Source organism: Virgibacillus sp. LDC1 (assembly GCF_025792345.1).
In the GTDB taxonomy this organism is placed as follows: Bacteria; Bacillota; Bacilli; order Paenibacillales; family Paenibacillaceae; genus Paenibacillus_AQ; species Paenibacillus_AQ lautus.
Genome location: NZ_JAOXLZ010000001.1, coordinates 1 through 19,409, shown reverse-complemented (window position 1 = coordinate 19,409; position 19,409 = coordinate 1). Strand labels below are relative to the sequence as shown.

17 protein-coding genes, 11 tRNA genes and 2 rRNA genes are annotated in these 19,409 nt (G+C 49.5%); 2 read left to right on the top strand and 28 right to left on the bottom strand.

What is annotated here, in order from left to right:
• Positions 1-74: 74 nt before the first annotated feature.
• The 6 genes from OHJ21_RS00150 to OHJ21_RS00125 all read right to left on the bottom strand — a co-directional run bounded on the left by OHJ21_RS00150 (position 75) and on the right by OHJ21_RS00125 (position 6,728).
• On the bottom strand, positions 75-590 hold the full coding sequence (locus OHJ21_RS00150; RefSeq protein WP_100535762.1) for an adenine phosphoribosyltransferase: 516 nt from the start codon (positions 588-590) through the stop codon (positions 75-77).
• Between the two features lie 26 nt (positions 591-616).
• Positions 617-3,016, bottom strand: coding sequence for a single-stranded-DNA-specific exonuclease RecJ (gene recJ, locus OHJ21_RS00145; RefSeq protein WP_486019136.1), 2,400 nt, complete (start codon positions 3,014-3,016; stop codon positions 617-619).
• A 61-nt stretch (positions 3,017-3,077) separates the two neighbouring features.
• Positions 3,078-4,043 (bottom strand): cation diffusion facilitator family transporter, encoded by a 966-nt coding sequence (locus tag OHJ21_RS00140; protein WP_486019135.1) that lies wholly within the window; start codon positions 4,041-4,043, stop codon positions 3,078-3,080.
• Between the two features lie 138 nt (positions 4,044-4,181).
• Positions 4,182-5,099: a protein translocase subunit SecF gene (gene secF, locus OHJ21_RS00135; RefSeq protein WP_486019134.1), complete on the bottom strand. Its 918-nt coding sequence runs from the start codon at positions 5,097-5,099 to the stop codon at positions 4,182-4,184.
• Positions 5,089-6,339 (bottom strand): protein translocase subunit SecD, encoded by a 1,251-nt coding sequence (secD, locus tag OHJ21_RS00130; protein WP_100535758.1) that lies wholly within the window; start codon positions 6,337-6,339, stop codon positions 5,089-5,091. The genes secF and secD overlap by 11 nt, the downstream gene beginning before the upstream one ends.
• 131 nt (positions 6,340-6,470) lie before the next feature.
• Complete coding sequence (locus OHJ21_RS00125) at positions 6,471-6,728, bottom strand: post-transcriptional regulator (protein WP_006208841.1); 258 nt, start codon at positions 6,726-6,728, stop codon at positions 6,471-6,473.
• 188 nt (positions 6,729-6,916) lie between these two features.
• Between OHJ21_RS00125 and spoVB the strand changes: the two genes are divergently transcribed.
• Positions 6,917-8,518, top strand: coding sequence for a stage V sporulation protein B (gene spoVB / locus OHJ21_RS00120; RefSeq protein WP_100535757.1), 1,602 nt, complete (start codon positions 6,917-6,919; stop codon positions 8,516-8,518).
• Here spoVB and OHJ21_RS00115 read toward each other — a convergent pair.
• Positions 8,515-9,294 carry a YetF domain-containing protein gene (locus OHJ21_RS00115; RefSeq protein WP_100535756.1) on the bottom strand — a complete coding sequence of 260 codons (780 nt, stop codon included), beginning with the start codon at positions 9,292-9,294 and terminating at the stop codon, positions 8,515-8,517. The genes spoVB and OHJ21_RS00115 overlap by 4 nt on opposite strands.
• 192 nt (positions 9,295-9,486) lie before the next feature.
• Between OHJ21_RS00115 and OHJ21_RS00110 the strand changes: the two genes are divergently transcribed.
• The gene (locus tag OHJ21_RS00110) at positions 9,487-9,876 is read left to right on the top strand and encodes a TIGR04086 family membrane protein (RefSeq protein WP_100535755.1); all 390 of its coding nucleotides are present in this window, start codon (positions 9,487-9,489) and stop codon (positions 9,874-9,876) included.
• A 113-nt stretch (positions 9,877-9,989) separates the two neighbouring features.
• Here the strand turns inward: OHJ21_RS00110 and yajC are convergent, their stop codons facing one another.
• From yajC to OHJ21_RS00005, 21 genes are all read right to left on the bottom strand, one after another.
• Positions 9,990-10,307, bottom strand: a complete 318-nt coding sequence (gene yajC / locus OHJ21_RS00105) for a preprotein translocase subunit YajC (RefSeq protein ID WP_100535754.1) — start codon at positions 10,305-10,307, stop codon at positions 9,990-9,992.
• 47 nt (positions 10,308-10,354) lie between these two features.
• Entirely contained in the window at positions 10,355-11,494 is a 1,140-nt protein-coding gene (gene tgt / locus OHJ21_RS00100; RefSeq protein WP_394057287.1) for a tRNA guanosine(34) transglycosylase Tgt, read from the bottom strand.
• Between the two features lie 20 nt (positions 11,495-11,514).
• Entirely contained in the window at positions 11,515-12,546 is a 1,032-nt protein-coding gene (queA, locus tag OHJ21_RS00095; RefSeq protein WP_100535752.1) for a tRNA preQ1(34) S-adenosylmethionine ribosyltransferase-isomerase QueA, read from the bottom strand.
• 5 nt (positions 12,547-12,551) lie between these two features.
• On the bottom strand, positions 12,552-14,642 hold the full coding sequence (locus OHJ21_RS00090) for a SpoIID/LytB domain-containing protein (RefSeq protein WP_394057290.1): 2,091 nt from the start codon (positions 14,640-14,642) through the stop codon (positions 12,552-12,554).
• A 57-nt stretch (positions 14,643-14,699) separates the two neighbouring features.
• On the bottom strand, positions 14,700-15,707 hold the full coding sequence (gene ruvB / locus OHJ21_RS00085; RefSeq protein WP_071222748.1) for a Holliday junction branch migration DNA helicase RuvB: 1,008 nt from the start codon (positions 15,705-15,707) through the stop codon (positions 14,700-14,702).
• Between the two features lie 30 nt (positions 15,708-15,737).
• On the bottom strand, positions 15,738-16,355 hold the full coding sequence (ruvA, locus tag OHJ21_RS00080; RefSeq protein WP_394057292.1) for a Holliday junction branch migration protein RuvA: 618 nt from the start codon (positions 16,353-16,355) through the stop codon (positions 15,738-15,740).
• Positions 16,352-16,855 (bottom strand): crossover junction endodeoxyribonuclease RuvC, encoded by a 504-nt coding sequence (gene ruvC, locus OHJ21_RS00075; protein WP_100535749.1) that lies wholly within the window; start codon positions 16,853-16,855, stop codon positions 16,352-16,354. Before ruvC ends, ruvA begins: the two co-directional genes overlap by 4 nt.
• Before the next feature lie 213 nt (positions 16,856-17,068).
• Positions 17,069-17,782 (bottom strand): BofC C-terminal domain-containing protein, encoded by a 714-nt coding sequence (locus tag OHJ21_RS00070; RefSeq protein WP_100535748.1) that lies wholly within the window; start codon positions 17,780-17,782, stop codon positions 17,069-17,071.
• A gap of 147 nt (positions 17,783-17,929) precedes the next feature.
• Positions 17,930-18,003 (bottom strand) — tRNA-Pro (locus OHJ21_RS00065).
• A gap of 8 nt (positions 18,004-18,011) precedes the next feature.
• A tRNA-Leu gene (locus tag OHJ21_RS00060) sits at positions 18,012-18,091 on the bottom strand.
• Between the two features lie 40 nt (positions 18,092-18,131).
• Positions 18,132-18,208, bottom strand: a tRNA-Arg gene (locus OHJ21_RS00055).
• Positions 18,209-18,212: 4 nt separating this feature from the next.
• Positions 18,213-18,287, bottom strand: a tRNA-Gly gene (locus OHJ21_RS00050).
• 40 nt (positions 18,288-18,327) lie between these two features.
• Positions 18,328-18,403 (bottom strand) — tRNA-Lys (locus OHJ21_RS00045).
• A 20-nt stretch (positions 18,404-18,423) separates the two neighbouring features.
• Positions 18,424-18,500: transfer RNA gene (locus OHJ21_RS00040), tRNA-Asp, on the bottom strand.
• Positions 18,501-18,530: 30 nt separating this feature from the next.
• Positions 18,531-18,607, bottom strand: a tRNA-Met gene (locus OHJ21_RS00035).
• Positions 18,608-18,693: 86 nt separating this feature from the next.
• Positions 18,694-18,769: transfer RNA gene (locus tag OHJ21_RS00030), tRNA-Val, on the bottom strand.
• Positions 18,770-18,786: 17 nt separating this feature from the next.
• A tRNA-Glu gene (locus tag OHJ21_RS00025) sits at positions 18,787-18,861 on the bottom strand.
• Between the two features lie 17 nt (positions 18,862-18,878).
• Positions 18,879-18,970, bottom strand: a tRNA-Ser gene (locus OHJ21_RS00020).
• A 5-nt stretch (positions 18,971-18,975) separates the two neighbouring features.
• Positions 18,976-19,051: transfer RNA gene (locus tag OHJ21_RS00015), tRNA-Asn, on the bottom strand.
• 10 nt (positions 19,052-19,061) lie between these two features.
• Positions 19,062-19,178, bottom strand: a 5S ribosomal RNA gene (gene rrf, locus OHJ21_RS00010).
• 132 nt (positions 19,179-19,310) lie between these two features.
• Positions 19,311-19,409: ribosomal RNA gene (locus tag OHJ21_RS00005) — 23S ribosomal RNA — on the bottom strand; the annotation flags it as partial.

The window sequence follows — 19,409 nt, the reverse complement described above, 5'->3', positions numbered from 1 at the left end:
AATTGAAAATCGCCCTGAGCTGGTTGCTCAGGGCGATTATTATTTCCCGGGAAAATCGGGAAGCATTTTGTCGATTACTCGTATTGCATCAATGTAAATACATCGATTCCATCCAGCTTCGAACGGCCATTGAGATCAGCCAGCTCGATCATGAATGCAGCTCCAACGACGTTTCCGCCCAATTGACGGATGAGGTTAACCGAAGTCGCAATCGTACCGCCTGTTGCAAGAAGATCATCCGCAATCAATACATTTTGCCCCTTCTCGATCGCATCGGTATGCATCGCCAAGCGATCTTTACCATATTCGAGGTCATATCCCACTTCGATCGTTTCGTAGGGAAGCTTTCCGCTTTTGCGAATGGGCGCGAATCCTACTCCAAGCGCATAAGCCAGCGGAGCACCCACGACAAATCCACGGGCTTCGGGACCAGCTATCACATCAATTTTGAGATCGGATACCAAGACCTTCAATTCTTCGATGGCTTTGCGATACACCTCACCATTCTTCAGCAGTGTAGTAATATCTTTGAAGCTGATCCCCGCCTGCGGAAAATCGGGAACGACACGAATATAATCTTTAAAATCCAAAATAATCTCCTCCTGTATAGTTGCGGTTAAGATACGCCTTTTGTGCGGGACATCATCCATTGGGTTAATTGTTCCGTACCGGCATGCAGCAGATGCTGCTCCATATCCGCCAAATCGCTTAGTTCACGGAAGTGACGGGAAGCGTCCAGCGGTTTTTTCTCCGGCTTCGGTATGAAGGTTATCTGTCCCTGGACGCGCTGGATGAACGCCAATTCCTCAAACACATCCAGTACTTTGAGCAGCATGCGTGTGGACAAGGACGTCTGCTTCTGCAGACGTGTTACAACCTCATTCTCCGACATGGGAGCGGACGTCATTCCGGCAAGTGAAACATACAGCTTTTTAAACTGTTCGCGGTCCGGAACTTGCAGCCGATCACGCTGGTTCCGGGTCGGATGCAGCATGAATATATTGGGAACGGAATGGAAGGCTGACATGAATGCATCCAGTTGTTCAGCCGTTTCCGGTACATCCAGTACAAACAAAACGGAAATATCTTCTTGACTGCTCTCAGCAATATCATTTTCCGGCATGATGCCAGCATTCCTATCATATACCCAAAGGCACATATCATACAATTGACTTTTTATTTCCGGATGTGAATCTTTTGCGTACACCACTGCCGAACGGATTGCCGGGCAACGCAGATGCGGCTCCAGCTCGGCTCTCCACCGCTGAATTTCCTGTAACGGTTCTTTGATCCCGCGGTAATCAAACACCTGCTGATAAGGTGCGCAGATATCCTGAATCATAAGCTGTACTTTACGGCTCCCGTTCCATTCATTCACGGAAAGCTCGCCAAGCACATCCACAACCGATCCCACCGGCAAAATATCGGCAAGATGTCCCCAGCCGAATGAGATTGCATCGATAACCTCCCGCTTCTGCTGCAAACGAAGCTTCAAATGTTTCCCCTCTTTGCCAATTTTGCGGACGTCCTTGATGACAACATCCCGAAAGACGATCTTCGGTACGGCATTGGCCATACCAAATGGACCTAACTGTTCGATCTGTTCAATAACGGGCACCGATACATCCGACAAGCTGGCCTCCAGGTCCGCTTCACAGGTTGCAATTAAATGTTCTTCTTCGAGTGCTTCTTCCGCATATCGATGAAGTCCCTGTTCAAATTCCTCCAAGCGATCCCGATGGAGGCTCATGCCCGCTGCAGATGGATGACCGCCAAAATGGTCCATGACGTCCTTGCAGGAGTGCAGAGCCGCATAAATATCGAATCCAGGAATCGATCGGGCGGAACCTTTACAGTTCCCCGTCTCGTGATCAATCCCGAGGATAACGACAGGCCTGTAGAATCGCTCCAGTATTTTGGAAGCCACGATGCCAACCACGCCAACGTTCCAGCCTTCACCCGCCAATACGATGACAGGAGGAACCTCCTGTCCTCTCCAACGGTTTTGAACCATGCCAAGCGCTTCCTGGACGATGTTTTCGACCACTTGCTGCCGATCCTTGTTCAGCCCATCCAATTCCCAGGCAAGCCGCTCCGCCTCTTCCCGGTGTTCTGTTGTAAGCAGCGTTACGGCACGTCCTGCATGATCCAGACGGCCACTGGCGTTAATCCGGGGTGCCATGGAGAATGCCACATTAACGGCTGTCACCTGCTCCACATGGATCCCTGACACCTCAAGCAGGCATCGAATGCCTTCATACCTCGTATTCCGCATCGATTCAATCCCATGCTTCACAAGCACCCGATTCTCCCCCGTGAGCGGCATCAAGTCAGCAATGGTCCCGATTGAAACAATCTGTAACCATTCCTCCGGCGGTTCTCCAACGAGAGCCTGTGCCAGCTTGTAAGCCACGCCTACGCCTGCCAGCCCCTTAAAGGGATAAGGGCATGTAGGGATTTTCGGGTTGATCAGCGCGTAAGCCTCTGGCAGCACTTCAGGCGGCTCATGATGGTCCGTAACAATCACGTCGATGCCAAGGCTGTTCGCATACGCAATTTGCTCGACTGCGCTAATCCCGGTATCGACGGTAATGACCAGACTGACCCCTTGCTGATGGGCCCAATCCAGCGCGTGATTATGTAAGCCATAACCTTCATTGGATCGGTGAGGTATATAAATATCATAAGATGCGCCCAAGTGACGCATCAGATGAATCATCAATGACGTGCTGGAAACCCCGTCTGCATCATAATCGCCATAGATTAGAATATGCTCCCGATCCTCCAGCGCTTTACGAATACGCGGTACAGCCTCCTGCATCCCCTGCATAAGATAAGGGTCATGCGTCAGCTCAAACGTTCCATGTAGAAATCTCCGTCCATCCTCGGCTGATTGTATCCCCCGTGACGCCATGAGGGAAGCCACCATGGGTGGCAGCGACAGATCCTGGGCCAGCCTATCGGTGATCGATGACTCTGCCGAGCGTATTCTCCATTCATATTTGGAATACAGCACAGGGACTCACCTTCCTTTTCCTGCCTTTTTCCTGCTGTCTTATACCTATTAGCTCCAGACGCTACTGCGGAAGTGTCGGCATATCGTTGTCCATCAAGTCATAGTTCGTTTTATATGGATAACCCGGTTCATAGGGTACAACGTGAACCTTGGCATCCGTAACCTGAATAAAACGATGAGTTAACAGCTTCCGGATTCGCTCGGCAATTTCTTGAGCCTCCAATACGGACGTCCGCGGATTCACGGTAACTTTCACTTCAATGTTCACATGACGGATCTGCCCGTATTCTTGTACTTTCAGTTCCTCGATCGTGATCACGCCATGCACTCGCTGAATCGTATCCATGAATTCGGCTTCGTGCTCATGCCGCTTCTCTTCCACGAGCGTTCCATAGACGGAATGAACGATTAGTATATACCCTTTGCGGACCACGAGACAAGCTACAATCAGAGCCGCAACCGAATCCATGTAGAGCAGGGGTGTCCATTCAAAGTAGGAGCCACCCATCGCTAGTGACACGCCGATCAATACCGTAAGCGAAGAGTACAGGGCAAATCGATGATCAGCGGACAGCAACTCGTACCGGGGGTCATTGTTTCTTTTTATCTGCCGGCATTGGTACTGAAACACCGCTTCATTCACCGCGAGTGAGATGAAGACCGCAAGCAGTGCCGATTTGGTTGGCGGCTCCAAGTCGCCTGATGCCATGGTCTGAATCGCGGATACCGCAATTTGAATACCGCCCATGATCAATAAAACGGCAAATAGAATCGAGATCACGGGCTCCGTCGTGTCCGAAACGTTCCGTTTGTCCCGAAGGGAGCTTTTACTTCCGAATATGCCCAGGCTTGGCAAACGGTCCACCAATAAAGTTACGGCATTCGCCGCAGAATGCAGAGCATCTCCGATTAGAGCCTTGCTGCCGGATAAATAACCGGCGATCCCTTTGCACAAGGCTAATGCAAAATCCGTTACAATGCCTGTCCAAAGGACAGTCTCCGTATGATTCAAACGTTCATTGCTCACTTGAGGCCCCCCTCAATGTCACTATCGATCCTGTGCTAATCGTACTGTTAACTTTAGAAAGCCGCGTCGCCTGCGACGCGGCTTTCCACTTGTATAGGATCCTCTGCTATCTAGACTGCTACGCCAACAGCGGCTGAATTAGATTTCAATCTTATCTTTGCTTGGCTTCGGTGAATTTGGTTTATTGCCGGCATTGCGCCCTTTAAGGAGAAGCCACAACGGACTCGCGATAAAGATCGAAGAGTACGCGCCGAATGCCAACCCGATACAGATGGCCAGCGAGAACATCTGTATCGACTCGCCGCCAAGCAGGAGCATGAAGAAAGCAGCGATGAATACAGACAATGCCGTATAGATCGAACGTCCAATCGTCTGGGACAAACTTTTGTTAACCAGATCCTTAAGATCCGAGACTCTCTTAATCTTGGCAAATCTCAAGTTCTCTCTGATCCGGTCAAAGATAACGATCGTATCGTTTATCGAATAACCGATGATGGTCAGAACGGCGATAATGAATGTTAGATCCACCTCTAATCCAAGGATGGAGAAGATACTGATGACAACAAATGCATCATGCAGCAGCGCTACGATCGCTGCAATCGCAAATCGCCATTCAAAGCGGATGCTGACATAGATAATAATCCCGATACAGGAGAGCAGCACGGCATAAATGGCGTTCCGTCCAAGCTCATTGGCCATCTCGGGGTCAACCGTATTGATCTCGAAGGTTGCCTTATTATCCAGCTTCTCAATGCCGGAACGGAGCTTCAGGTCCTGATCCTCGGTCAGCACCTCGCTGAATCGAATATTGACGCGGTCATTACCGGGAGTAACGCTCGCATCTTCACCAATTCCAGCCTCTTTTAATACGGTATTAATCTGCTCCGTAGTCAAGGGCTTGGAGAGTGAGATGTCTACGTTCGAGCCGGATTGGAAATCAACTCCGTAGTTAAGACCACGAGTCAAGAGGAATACCAAGCCCAGAATCGTAATTGCAATGGATAGGATATAGAAAAATCTGCTTTTGCCTACGAAATCAAAGTTCTTAAAGCTCACGAATGTCACGCTCCTTTACGCCATAATGGCTCGGTTTGCGGGCCCAACCAATATTCACGAGCAGATTGAGCAAGAAACGGGAGAAATAAACGTTCGTGGCTATACTCACGATGATCTCCAGAATCAATACAAGCGCAAAACCTTTAACCGCGCCGGTACCAAATCCGAACATGACAGCGGCAACGAGTATCGTTGTCAAGTTGGAGTCCATAATCGCTCGCAGGGATGACTTACCGCCTGCTTTCACAGCTGACGGAACACTCTTGCCCGTTCTGATCTCTTCCCGAATGCGCTCATAGGTGATGATATTAGCATCAACCGCCATACCAATACCTAATATAAATGCCGCAATACCTGGAAGCGTCAGCGTAAAGTCAGCCCATACGAAAATAAGAATGAGAAGCCATGTATGCAAAATAAGTGCAAAGCTTGCCAGCAAACCCGGTACGCGATATCTAATAATCATGAACAGCAGAATCGCAACCGATGCGATAAGACCTGCTTGTACCGTTTTCGTAAGAGACTGCATACCGAGCGTAGCTCCTACGCTCTGAGAGTACTTCTCAACCAGTTTCAGCGGCAGAGCACCGAGATTAATCGTATCCCGGATCTGCTTCGCTTCATCCAGCGAATAATTCCCTGTAATTTGTGCGGTACCGTCGGTTAATACGGCCCGTACCGTCGGAGCTGACAGCAATTGGTCGTCCATGAAGATAGCCAGCTCTTGACCGAGAAGACGTTCTGTAATTTCAGCAAACTTCCCTTTGTCCTTCACTTTAATATCTATCATAGGCTGATTAAGCTGGTCATAGGCAACCGATGCGCCGTTCTCGACGAAATCGTCGCCGCGGAGCTCGATTTTACAGAACTCCTCGCCTTCTTTACAGCCGTCATTGCTTCGGAATGTGAGGTTCGCAGGTTCTTTCATTGTTTTTCGAACTTCCGCCTCATCAGTTACGCCTGCCACCTTTAAGCGAATTCGGTTCGTCCCTTCGGGCGTAACCTCAGGCTCCGATGTTCCCATTGCATCCGCACGCTTTTGCAAGCTCTTTGCGGTTTCCTGCAGTGCTTCTTTTGTGACTTGCTGCCCTTCCATCAAAGGCTCTGCTTCATAAAGGATTTCGAATCCACCCTTAAGATCCAAACCTAGACGGACGTCTTTCAGCAAGCCTGGAGTTGTAACGGCCATTAAAACAGTGATCACGAGTACGGTTCCGACGAAACTGATAATTCTCTTCATGCCGTCCTTTGTTCCCCCTTTTTACTCAATATTCCTATTATAGCGATGTCATAAAACCCAGTCAATTTATCAAAATTTGTCGGGCTTATGAATGAACCCTTATATCCGCAAGGCAAAAGGGACCTCTTCGATTAATCGAAAGAAGATCCCTTATATGCTGATATTGTCATATAGTTCATTAACGCTGTCGCCTTCAAGGACAGAATGTCATTGACCAGTTTGTGGAGGGAGGGAACGCCTTCCTTTTCATATTTGCTGCTGACACAGTTCCAAATATCGTCGCTCGTCACATACTCGTACCCAATCAAATGCATTTCCTCAACCTTGCTCAAGCATACCATCTCAATGGTGCTCATCAATTCTTCCTCGCTCATTTGCTCGAGTTCCATGCATATGGCCTCCTCACTGACTCCCTGTTGTCCCTAAGTTACATTCGACATGATACATTGCTTTCCTTCTATTCCTACCATGTCCTGAAAAAAAAGTAAAGTCATCAGATGGGACAGGTAGGGCATATCCATAAGAATAGCCATGTCGTGTCACCGTATTCAGTCTTAACCAGGGAGTGGGATGGACAGTGAACAAGCAATCATTTATTAAAGGAACGCTGATTTTACTTGCAGCCGGCATATTAAACCGCCTACTCGGTTTTATCCCCCGGATCGCCCTCCCCCGGATCATTGGACCCGAGGGTGTCGGAATTTACCAACTGGGCTACCCCTTCTTTATCGTGCTCGTGACGATCATTACCGGTGGAATTCCGCTTGCCATCGCCAAAATGGTTGCCGAAGCAGAAGGTGCCGGGAAGAGGGATGCTTCCAAACAAATTCTGCATGTCAGCCTGATGCTGACGCTTACAGCAGGCACCCTCTTTATGGGACTCAGTCTGCTCCTTGCCCCTTGGGTAACCGGCGTGCTCTTGCCGGACGAGCGTGTATACCAAACCTTTATCAGCATGACACCCATGATGATTATCATTGCCGTTTCGTCGGTCTACCGCGGATATTTCCAAGGTAAACAGAACATGATTCCCTCCGCGAGCTCCTCCGTGATCGAGACGATTGTCCGAATTATTTGCATGCTGTGGTTTGCGCATCTCCTGATGCCCAAAGGCATCGCTTATGGGGCGGCGGGTGCCATGCTCGGAACAGCCGTAGGAGAACTGATTGGCATGATCGCGCTGCTGCTGCAATATTCCGGCGAGGGACGACGCACGAACAAACTTTTACCCAAATCCCAAGAACCCATTTCTGAAAAAAAAACAAAAGAAGACTCTCCATCGAATCAAGGCATCCTGAAACGTTTACTCGGCATTGCATTGCCGGTAACGGGAGGCAAGATGGTAGGTTCCTTCTCCTACCTGCTGGAGACGATTCTGACCAATCGCAGTCTCGCCATGGCAGGTATAGCGACATCCGTAGCCACAGCCCAGTACGGTGCACTGCAAGGGATGATCATCCCCCTCCTGCTGCTGCCCGGTGCATTGACGGTTTCTTTGGCCATCTCTCTGGTACCTTCACTCTCGGAAGCAGCCGCCCGTAATGATCGGTCTACGATCCACAAACGTATGAATCAATCCCTTCGGTTAGCCCTGGTCTCCGGAGCTCCGTTTGCCATCATTATGTTTGTTCTGGCTGAGCCATTATGCCTGCTCCTGTACGACAACGCGGAGATTAGCGATATGCTCAAAATCATGGCGCCGTTTGCCTTGTTCCTGTATGTGCAGTCCCCGCTTCAAGCTGCTTTGCAAGCACTAGACCGTCCGGGCCGGGCACTGCTCAATACGTTATTCGGGGCGATCATCAAAATGAGCCTCATCGTGTATTTGGCATCCAATCCCGCCTTTGGCATAAAAGGGGCCGTCATTGCCATTATCGTAAACAGCATTGCAGTTACATTACTCCACGGTTTCAGTCTATCGAGACTGATCGGCTTTCGATTCCGTCTGCTGGATTATGTCAAAATCGGGGCCGTTATGATCATTATGGGTGCCTGCGTCCTCTATGGGTACAAACATCTTCCGTTTTCGACCGCGCCATGGCTGCAATTTTGGACCTCCATCGCCGTTGGTATTCTGATCTATTTCATCATGATTTTTATGACCAAGCTGGTCACGCCGCGGGATCTGGAGCGTGTGCCTGTCATCGGTCCCTGGTTCAATAAATTCAGCCGCCGTTAGATCCTGTCTTTACGATCAATGTAAATCCGGCCTTTATGGTCAATGGAGCATAGAAAAATATCTTTAAAATCCTTAGCACCGTAATTCTGTATCTCGTTCTTAAGCCAGAACCGCGTTTTTTGGATCAACTCAAGATTCTCGTCCTGCACCTTTCCATCCAATATAAGCGGAATGGGCAGGCCTTCATACGTAATTTTATCGTAAGGAATATCTACGACTGTAGGGTTATTTTCGGATTGGAATGAAGTGGATGAAGAATTGTTGGCAGTTGAGGTGTTGGAAGAACGTGAAGAGCTATTCGAACTGCTGTTGGAGCTGTTGCCCGTATCTTTTGGAATCACGGTGAGCTGACCGGATGTTTCAAGTATCGCAAATTCCACATCCGCCAGACTGTCAATATCTTTGCCCCTGAGCTGCTGCATCAGATCATCCAGATTATAGCGAAGCCTTGCCATCTCTTTGCGGTGCAGCCTGCCCCTGGACACCAATACACTTGGCTTTCCGTCGGCAAACAGCCGTATACTTCGATTTTTTAGTCCGATGTAAGCAAGACCTACCTGTATGGCAACCAAAACGGCGATAGGAGCGAGTCCCTCCCAAATCGGCTTATGGACATCTTCAAGAACAAAAACGGCGATCTCTGCAATCATAACGGATATGACCAAATCGAAGATGGACAGCTTTCCGATTTCCCGTTTGCCCATGATTCTCATGGTAACAAAGATGACCACGTACATCAGAATGGTCCGCAGAATCAGAATAGTCATATGAGACATAAACAATCCCTCCTAGCTTGTCGAACATTCTCATGTACAGCTATTCTGACCTGCTATAGCTTTTCCCATTCGATTACAACGGATTAATTAATGGAAATCATGCAAAACCGGCAGCAAAATGCTCAGTTTGTACTATATGTACAGGCTTGGCCATACAATTTAATGATCAAGATTAGTTAAGGGGGATGATTCATGGAACCGATCCGGCGAGTATTCACTTTCAGGATCACCAATCCGATTCTTTCAGGATTATTGTATTCTTTTTTCTGGATGTTTCTTGGCGCGTTGGCGTTATCCCTGCTTCTATGGGGCAGCGGTCTAGCCGAAGATGATTTATCGTTCTACACATTTCTCGTACATGCTATCGCAGCCTTTATCGGTGGTTGTGTCAGCGGTAAGCGTGCAGGAAACAGAGGTTGGTATTACGGCTGCCTGACAGGGCTGATATACGGCATTACGCTGCTCGTCATTGGCTTTCTTGCCTTGGATAGTTCCTTATCTCTCGGAGATTTGACGTTGATTGCCACGGTTTTTGCTGGGGGCGCCATCGGGGGAATGTTCGGGGTCAACTTAAAAAAATAATTTTAGTCTCTAATGCTCATCAGAGCATCTCACATCATGTAAAAAACAAAGGCTGATTCCTAAAAGGAATCGGCCTTTGTTTTGACGATTACATTCCATATGTAGGTGAAACGTCATGATGCATCCGCATTCACACTATGGCTGATAGAGTTACGATCGAACGTCAACTTCGTTACATCGTTCACTTTCAAAACCACGATGTCGTCGGTAATCTCCACGATTGTGCCGTGAAGGCCTCCAATGGTTACCACTTTATCGCCCTTTGACAAGGCGCTAAGCATTGCGTTCCTGGTCTTCTGTTTCTTCTGCTGTGGACGAATAAGCAGAAAATAAAAGATGACAAACATCAGAACGAACGGCAAAATCAAACCTAAAATGCCGCCTCCGCCTTGACCTGCACCAGCTGCTAAATCAAATGAAGTTCCAAACATATCTTTCCCCCCTTTCACAAACTTATCATGATGGCCATGAACTTGCTTTAGAACCCTTTTTCATTATCATGAAGGCCGTACTTATCAAAAAACTCATCGCGGAAATCAAGCAGACGGTCTTCCATAATACTCTGACGCACGTTACGCATCAAATTGAGCAGGAAATGCAGGTTATGATACGTCGTCAATCTTAATCCAAACGTTTCATCACTTTTAATCAGATGACGCAGATAAGCACGCGAGTAGTTACGGCAAGTGTAGCAGTCACATTCCGGATCCAGCGGTCCGTAATCCCTGGCATATTGAGCATTTCGAACGACAAGACGGCCTTGACTTGTCATCGTTGTCCCGTTGCGAGCGATCCGCGTCGGAAGCACGCAATCGAACATATCCACACCACGAATCGAGCCCTCAATCAACGCATCAGGTGATCCGACTCCCATCAAATAGCGAGGTTTATTGTTCGGCAGCAGGGGCACCGTGTAATCCAGCACTTCGTACATAAGCTGCTTCGATTCTCCCACACTAAGTCCACCAATAGCATAACCCGGGAAATCCATGGAAGTCAAATCACGGGCGCTCTGACGGCGCAGATCCTCATGCATGCCTCCCTGAACGATGGCGAATAGCGCTTGGTTTTCCGGTCTGGCATGACTCTTCAGGCAGCGTTCAGCCCAGCGAGAGGTCCGCTCGGTGGATTGTTTGACGTATTCATACTCTGCAGGATAAGGCGGGCATTCATCAAAAGCCATCATAATATCAGATCCGAGCGCGTTCTGAATCTCCATCGCAACTTCCGGGGAAATAAACAGTTTATCTCCGTTCAAGTGGGAACGGAAATGTACGCCTTCTTCCGATATTTTTCTCATTTCTGCCAAGCTGAATACCTGGAAGCCGCCGCTATCGGTCAAAATCGGCCGGTCCCAGTTCATGAATTTGTGCAGTCCGCCTGCTTCCTTCACAATATCATGTCCCGGACGCAGGAACAGGTGATAGGTGTTGCTCAAAATAATATGGGCATCCATGGCTTTTAACTCTTCCGGGCTCATGGTTTTTACGGTTGCCAATGTTCCCACAGGCATGAATGTCGGCGTATCGATCACGCCATGCGGAGTGTGCACTCTGCCGAGCCTGGCGCCCGATTGTTTACACGTTTTAATATGTTCATAAGTAACAGCTGCTGCCATTGTGATAACCAACCTCCGAATTAATAGATAAACATCGCGTCGCCAAAGCTGAAGAATCGGTATTCCTTATCAACCGCTTCCTTGTACGCTTTCATAATGTGTTCGCGACCGGCAAGCGCACTGACCAGCATAACCAGCGTGGATTTCGGCAGATGGAAATTCGTAATCAGCGCATCCACGACGGTAAAAGCATATCCGGGATATATGAAAATGCTTGTCCAGCCGCTGCTCTCGCGCAGAGGCTCGCCGTTCAGCTCCGATCCAACCGTCTCCAGCGTTCTGCAAGAGGTAGTCCCTACAGCGATAACCCGGCCGCCGCGCCGCTTCGTTTCATTCAACAGCTCAGCGGTTTCCTGGGAAAGGGAATAGTACTCTTCATGCATGACATGATCCTCAACCTGTTCCACGGACATCGGACGAAATGTCCCCAATCCCACGTGCAGGGTGATGAAGGCGATGTCCACTCCCTTGGCCCGGATCTGTTCTAGGAGAGCTTCCGTGAAGTGCAGGCCCGCCGTCGGTGCGGCTGCGGACCCTTCATGCTTCGCGTATACCGTCTGATAACGATCACGGTCATCCAACTTTTCCTTAATATATGGCGGGAGTGGCATTTGCCCCAGTTCATCCAGGATTTCTTGGAAAATCCCTTTATACGAGAAGGATAAGGTGCGAGCACCCATCTCGCCTTCTTCCTCAATTACAGCTTTTAATTTCCCGTCACCGAAGGAAATTATGTTTCCTTTTTTCAGCTTCTTGCCGGGTTTTACAAGTGCTTCCCACCGGTCTTGTCCCCTATTTTTCAGCAGAAGGACCTCTGCTTTCGCACCGGTGTCTTCCTTTACACCAAACAATCGGGCCGGTATAACCTTCGTATCGTTTAATACGAGCGTATCTCCCGGATTCAGGCTGTCTATGATGTCCGCAAACGTCTGGTGGCTTATGTGTCCGCTCTCTTTGTTAAGCGTGAGAAGCCTGGAAGAACTTCGATCCAGCAGCGGTGTCTGCGCAATTAAATGTTCGGGTAATTCAAAATCATACAAATCCACATTCATATCGGTCAGTCCTTCGTAATAGTCGTGTTGCGGTAATAGTGTTGGAGTATCTGCTTATAATCATACCCTTCGTCTGCCATTCCCTTGGCACCCCATTGGGACATGCCCAGTCCGTGACCAAAGCCTTTACCGGTAAATTTAAAGCCGGAAGAGCTTTCAATTACACGGGCTTTTCCCGTTCCATTCATCACAACGGTACCGGAACCTTTGACATTACCGTTACCGCTCCCTGAGATGACGGATACCGTTTGGCCGCTTGAAACCGTGGATACCGCACCATTCGCGCTCAATACAGTATAACTTCCGGTTGATTCAATATCAAACAATGTGCTTGGTAGACCGTTAAAAGCCGAGCGGAACATATCCGGATATTTTACGTCCAGCACTTGACCGTTGGCTTTCACCGTAAGGGCGCGTCCGGACGGGCCTCGCTCCGTTACATCCAGCGAAGTAATGGAAGCAGGCAGAGTGTTGGAGGTTTTCCCTTTTAGAGAGGCCAGCAGTTGATCCGAAGTATAGGGACCGCGAACCCAGTCATAACTATTGGATTCCGCCACTTTCTCAAGGACAACGGCAGTTTCTCCGGGATTCATCTTGCCTACAGGCTCAACGTTGGATTGGATCAATGGCAGTGGACGTACGTTCGTATCCTTGGCGGTAACGGTCATATACAGGAGTCCTGCCGATGTTTTGTTGCCGGTTTCCTTCACATTGTCCTCACGTACATAACCTGTAATGCCACTCGGAAGAAGTACATGATACCAGGATTTAAGCGCTGCTTGAGATGAGGAATCTCCAGGGCTTTCCACCGCGGCAAACAGATCGTTACGGTTACCCCACACCTCGGTGGAGTCTGCCGTCATTCCTCCGCTATTGGAAGAAAACACGGTTTCCACGATTTTGCCGTCCTTCATGACCACTTCGCCGTCGGTTGCATCCACTGCCTGAATAATGCTCGGATACTCATAGGCTGTTCCGTAATAGGCCTGGCTTAGCGTTGTGTCGACGACATGAGCTACTTCGAATTTATTTCCTTGGAATAGCGCATAGCTGCGCGCTGCCACAGCCTGGGCTTTCAGAGCTTCAGCCCCCCAAGTAGACGGCACCTCGGCTCCAACGACGGAATACAGGTACTGCTGGAACGGCAGTTCATTGACAAGATACAATTGACCGTTCTTTTGTCCGATCTCCAAAGCGCCTCGATACGAACGATCCGATCGTTCCTTCACATTCGTCCCGGCTCCTGAACTCCCCTCCACCCGCAGAACGGACTGATCGCCCGACAACATATAATGCTGTGACTCTTGAGGAGTCGCCAGGTTCAGGCTTACATCTCGTCTCACAATCAGACCCGGGGTGGCGCCATTCTGTTCAACGAGGGAACCGGATATTGCAGCAGCTTCCAGTTTGATTGCAGTCAGATCGGCTGTGTTGGCAGCCTCGCCTACCCACACCTCATAAGCGGATGCACCTCCGTTCGGTACCACAACATTGAAAGCATCCATACCGGCATCTGCATACGTCTTACGCACAGACTCCGCCTCGGCCTCCGATCTGTATGATCCTGCAGACAGATGCAGTCCTCCTTTAACGGAAGGCTTTTGGCCATTCAGATAAGCAGCCGCCGTTTTCGCAGTTCGCGCAGCCGCTTCCACGGCCGCTTTCTCTGTACCGTACATACCGGCATATAGTTTGTATACACTGCCGTCCGCAAACAGCATCGGTTTGTCATTCGTCGCCTGCAGTTTTTTCGCTGCTTCGGAAGCCGTTTTCCAATCCGCGGTCTCAAGCACCTTGACGCGGTATGTATCCACACTCATCCGGACCTGCTGGTTTGCAGGGATGTTCATCAAAGTCTGCTGAGCACCGGATGCAAGCAGCGATGCCGTCAGAGCCTCAGCGGATTTTAGCGTAACGGCATTGGTTGTCGATTTATACTGACTGCCCAAATCCAAAAACATCGCAACTCGAATCGTGTCTAATGAAGGAGCGGCCGCATGTACCGCAGGCGCGCTCCATAAGGTTCCGGCAACAGCCAGTGACAATAGTCCCTTAGTGGTCCAACCGAATAATGATTTCGTCCAGTTCCTATCCATTTACGTCTTTCCTCCTGTAGCTATTAGGATTGGGTATGAATGTATTGGTTCTATAATCTAACGGCGATCCTCAGGGAAAGGAATACCTAAATGTTGATAAGCTGTAGGCGTCACAACCCGTCCCCGGGGTGTACGCTGCAAGAAACCGATCTGCAGGAGATACGGTTCATATACATCTTCAATGGTTTGACTTTCTTCCCCGATGGTTGCCGCGATGGTATCCAGGCCTACAGGTCCCCCGCGGAAGCTTTTGATCATGGCGTTCAACATTTTATGATCGATAAAGTCCAGACCCATCGGATCGATCTGCAGCATCTTCAGCGCTTCCTGAGCGATGCTTGGCGTTATCATGCCATCTCCTCGAACCTGGGCATAATCACGCACCCGTTTCAAGAGGCGGTTGGCAATGCGGGGCGTCCCGCGCGATCTCAGGGCAATCTCTTCCGCTGCCTCTCCCAATATCTCGATCCCCAAAAGATCGGCATTGCGTGACACGATGTAACTCAGCTCGTCGACCGTATAGAATTCCAGACGGCTTACCACACCAAAACGATCCCTTAGCGGCGCAGAGAGCAATCCAGCCCGGGTAGTGGCGCCAATTAAGGTAAACGGTGGCAGATCCAGACGAACCGAACGTGCGCTTGGCCCTTTCCCGATCATAATATCCAGCGCAAAATCCTCCATCGCTGGATACATCACTTCCTCTACCGTCCGGTGCAGCCGATGGATCTCATCAATAAACAGGACATCTCCTTCCTGCAAATTGGTGAGAAGCGCAGCCAGATCCCCCGGACGCTCGATTGCCGGACCGGACGTCGTACGGAGATTAACGCCAAGCTCATTGGCGATAATATTCGCCAGCGTCGTTTTGCCAAGTCCCGGAGGACCGTACAACAACACGTGGTCAAGCGCTTCGTTTCGCATTTTTGCCGCTTCGATATATACCTTGAGATTTTCCTTAACTTGATTCTGTCCTATATATTCAGCCAAATAGCGTGGACGCAGACTAAGCTCGACAGCCTGTTCGTCCATCATCAGATTGGCGGAAATAATTCGATCGTCCATCTAAATAAACTCCTCTCCTGCAGCGATCCTCTAACCGGAGTATAGCTGCTGCAGTGCCCGTTTCATCAGCACATCGACGGATTCACCGCTTGCGGCAGAATCCTTAATCTTGAGCCAAACCTTGTCCAGCTCGCTATCCGTATAACCAAGAGCCTTCAATCCCTCACGTGCCTCAGACCACGCCGAGCCATCTGCTTCCGGTTCAGGCTCCTGTATGGCAAAAAGACCGGTCATCATGCTCGCATTCCCGAATCCCTCAAGCTTGTCCTTAAGGTCCAGAATCATGCGCTGCGCCGTTTTCTTACCGATTCCGGGAAGTTTGATTAAGAAGGATACATTCTCCTGGTAGATCGCGGAAACTACATGATCCGGAGATCCGCCGCCCAATATGCCGAGCGCCACACGCGGACCGATTCCTGAGACTTCGATCAGTTTACGGAACAGCTTCTGTTCCTCCCGTGTCGGAAATCCAAACAACAGGATGGCATCCTCCCGAACATGATGATGGGTAAACACCGTGATGGTTCCTTCAGTTTTGGCAAAGGCATACGGATTCGGGCAGAACACCCGATATCCTACCCCTTGAACATCCAATACAATATATTCACTCTCTAAGTGGACAACCTGTCCCCGTAAAAAATCGATCATTTTCGCAATACCTCATTTAACTTGGAATTCAGTGTATAGGAATGAGCGTGACAGATCGCAACAGCCAATGCATCCGCCACATCGTCTGGTTTGGGAATGCTCTGCAGCTTCAGGAACATCCTGACCATCTCCTGTACCTGTTTCTTCTCCGCCTTGCCATAGCCGACAATCGCCTGCTTCACCTGCATCGGCGTATATTCTGCAATCGGGAGTCCTCGCTGGACCGCAGCCAGGATGAGAACCCCTCTGGCCTGGGATACGGACATCGCCGTGGTTACGTTGCGGTTAAAAAACAATTTCTCGAAAGCAACGGCCTCAGGCTCATATTTATCAATGAGCTGCAGCATGCCTTCGTACACGTGTTGCAGCCTCTCTTCATCCGGTGTATGGGCTTCCGTCTGGATGCAGCCATACTGTACAGGCGTGACTTTACTTCCAACCTTATCTACAAACCCGAAACCTACAATCGCGATTCCGGGGTCGATCCCTAAAATACGCAAACCAATCTCTCCTCTGATGAAGCGAACATATGTATCGTTCTCCCATTATAACAAAAGATCGACCTCTGTTGAGGAAAAACTTTGATCCTTTAAGCACCAGTTGCGTATCCTCTATATTGAGACCGTTGACATACCCATAGAACGTAAAAAAACTGCCCGGACAATTTCCGGGCAGCAGCATCTTCGGTCACGAAGCGACAAGTATGGGACGATCTAAGGGGTCGGGCTCATGACATTCTCAGCCATATCCCGTGCATAGTCGCTAAAAGTTGACAGAACACTGTTATACTCTTCCATATCTTGAATGCGAATACCTTCTTCAAGCTGTTGAATCACATCTTTAGGCAAAGAGGACTCCATCGAACCGACATCCAGCTGAAAGAAGGTCCGCATCACTTTCTCTTCCTCCGGCGGGCCATCAAACAACGTTAAGTTTCCGTTGGAATCGATGCTCATATAGGCTTGCCGCTTACAGGTCGGTGAAAGGTCAGATACGGCGTGCTCCAGCCAGACTTCGCCTTTGTTATCCAATCGTCCCTGCCATAAAGGATTTTTATTCATCAGTTCATAAATACCGTCCGCCGTAAGCTTTCCCATATCCTGCTCTTCGATGCCACATACATAAGTGATGCGAACATGAACATGCTTCTTTCCCTTCGAGGTATTCAGCTTCTGCATGAATTCCCTCTGATCCTGCCTGCGTTCTTCCTGCTTTTCATCCTCGATCTGCAAGTAATGCATCGTTTCTACGGCCAGCGGCGTTTCGTTGGATGCTGCAGTGAGCAGCCTTTTCATCTGATCCTTTATATTCTGGCCGGACCATATCATGATACCTGCGATCAAAATGATCGCACAGGACCAAATCGCGCGTCTCCAGCGTCTCCAGCGTTTTCTGAACAGCTTCTTAAAAAAATGAAAAACACTCAAGGTTATCCCCTTCTATTCAATGTTTTTCATATTGTGACCGGGAAGCTGCCAAATTATTCAGTTCCGCTTTTGCCATTAGCATCATTTTCAACCCATAACAAAGAAAGACTGCCTTCAGTTACACTGAAAGCAGTCTTTCGATTCGAATCGGGATGACACGATTTGAACATGCGACCCCCTGGTCCCAAACCAGGTGCTCTACCAAGCTGAGCTACATCCCGTTAATTAATGCCGGTGAAGGGACTCGAACCCCCACGGTTTCCCTCACGATTTTGAGTCGCGCGCGTCTGCCAATTCCGCCACACCGGCACAATGAAATTTCATAAAGAGTAAGTAATTGATTGAAAAATGGCACGCCCTGAGAGATTCGAACTCCCGACCTTTTGATTCGTAGTCAAACGCTCTATCCAGCTGAGCTAAGGGCGCAAAATGGAGCGGACGACGGGAATCGAACCCGCGACCCTCGCCTTGGCAAGGCGATGCTCTACCGCTGAGCCACGTCCGCAATGAAATATGTATTCCGTCTCAAGCTCTCTTGGTAAAGATGGTGAGCCATGAAGGACTCGAACCTTCGACACCCTGATTAAAAGTCAGGTGCTCTACCAACTGAGCTAATGGCTCTTATTACTAAGAGTAAAGAATGGCGGAACTGACGGGATTCGAACCCGCGATCTCCTGCGTGACAGGCAGGCATGTTAGGCCTCTACACCACAGTTCCATGAGGCATTATCGCTACCGCGATATAAATTGGTTGCGGGGGCAGGATTTGAACCTACGACCTTCGGGTTATGAGCCCGACGAGCTACCGAACTGCTCCACCCCGCGTCATTATAAGGATTGCCTGTATGAGTTCCCCGAAAAGCAATCGGAATTACCTGCGAAGCATGAGCTTCACTTTTTGGGGATAATTATGGTGGAGGCTGAGGGGATCGAACCCCCGACCCTCTGCTTGTAAGGCAGATGCTCTCCCAGCTGAGCTAAGCCTCCGTCTGGAATAATGTTAGTGGTGACCCGTAGGGGATTCGAACCCCTGTTACCTCCGTGAAAGGGAGGTGTCTTAACCCCTTGACCAACGGGCCATATATGAAGTCCTTGCTGGCGGAGAGAGAGGGATTCGAACCCTCGAGACGCTTTTGGCGCCTACACGATTTCCAATCGTGCTCCTTCGGCCAACTCGGACACCTCTCCATAAGTGGCTCCCCGAACAGGACTCGAACCTGTGACAACTCGATTAACAGTCGAGTGCTCTACCAACTGAGCTATCAGGGAATATGTATTCGCTTGGCGACGTCCTACTCTCCCGGGACCCTTCGGTCCAAGTACCATCGGCGCTGGAAGACTTAACGGTCGTGTTCGGTATGGGTACGCGTGGAACCCTTCCGCTATCGCCACCAAACGTATATTCAGGATCCGGCATCGCCAAATGCCGTGATCATCCTCCTTGCAAGTATAGCTTGTACACTTACAAATCAGTTTTGATCACCTGAAAACTAGATACGAAACGAAACTTGCAGCACATTGAAATATGTTGGATAAGCCCTCGACCGATTAGTATTGGTCAGCTCCATGCATTGCTGCACTTCCACCTCCAACCTATCTACCTCGTCGTCTTCAAGGGGTCTTACTA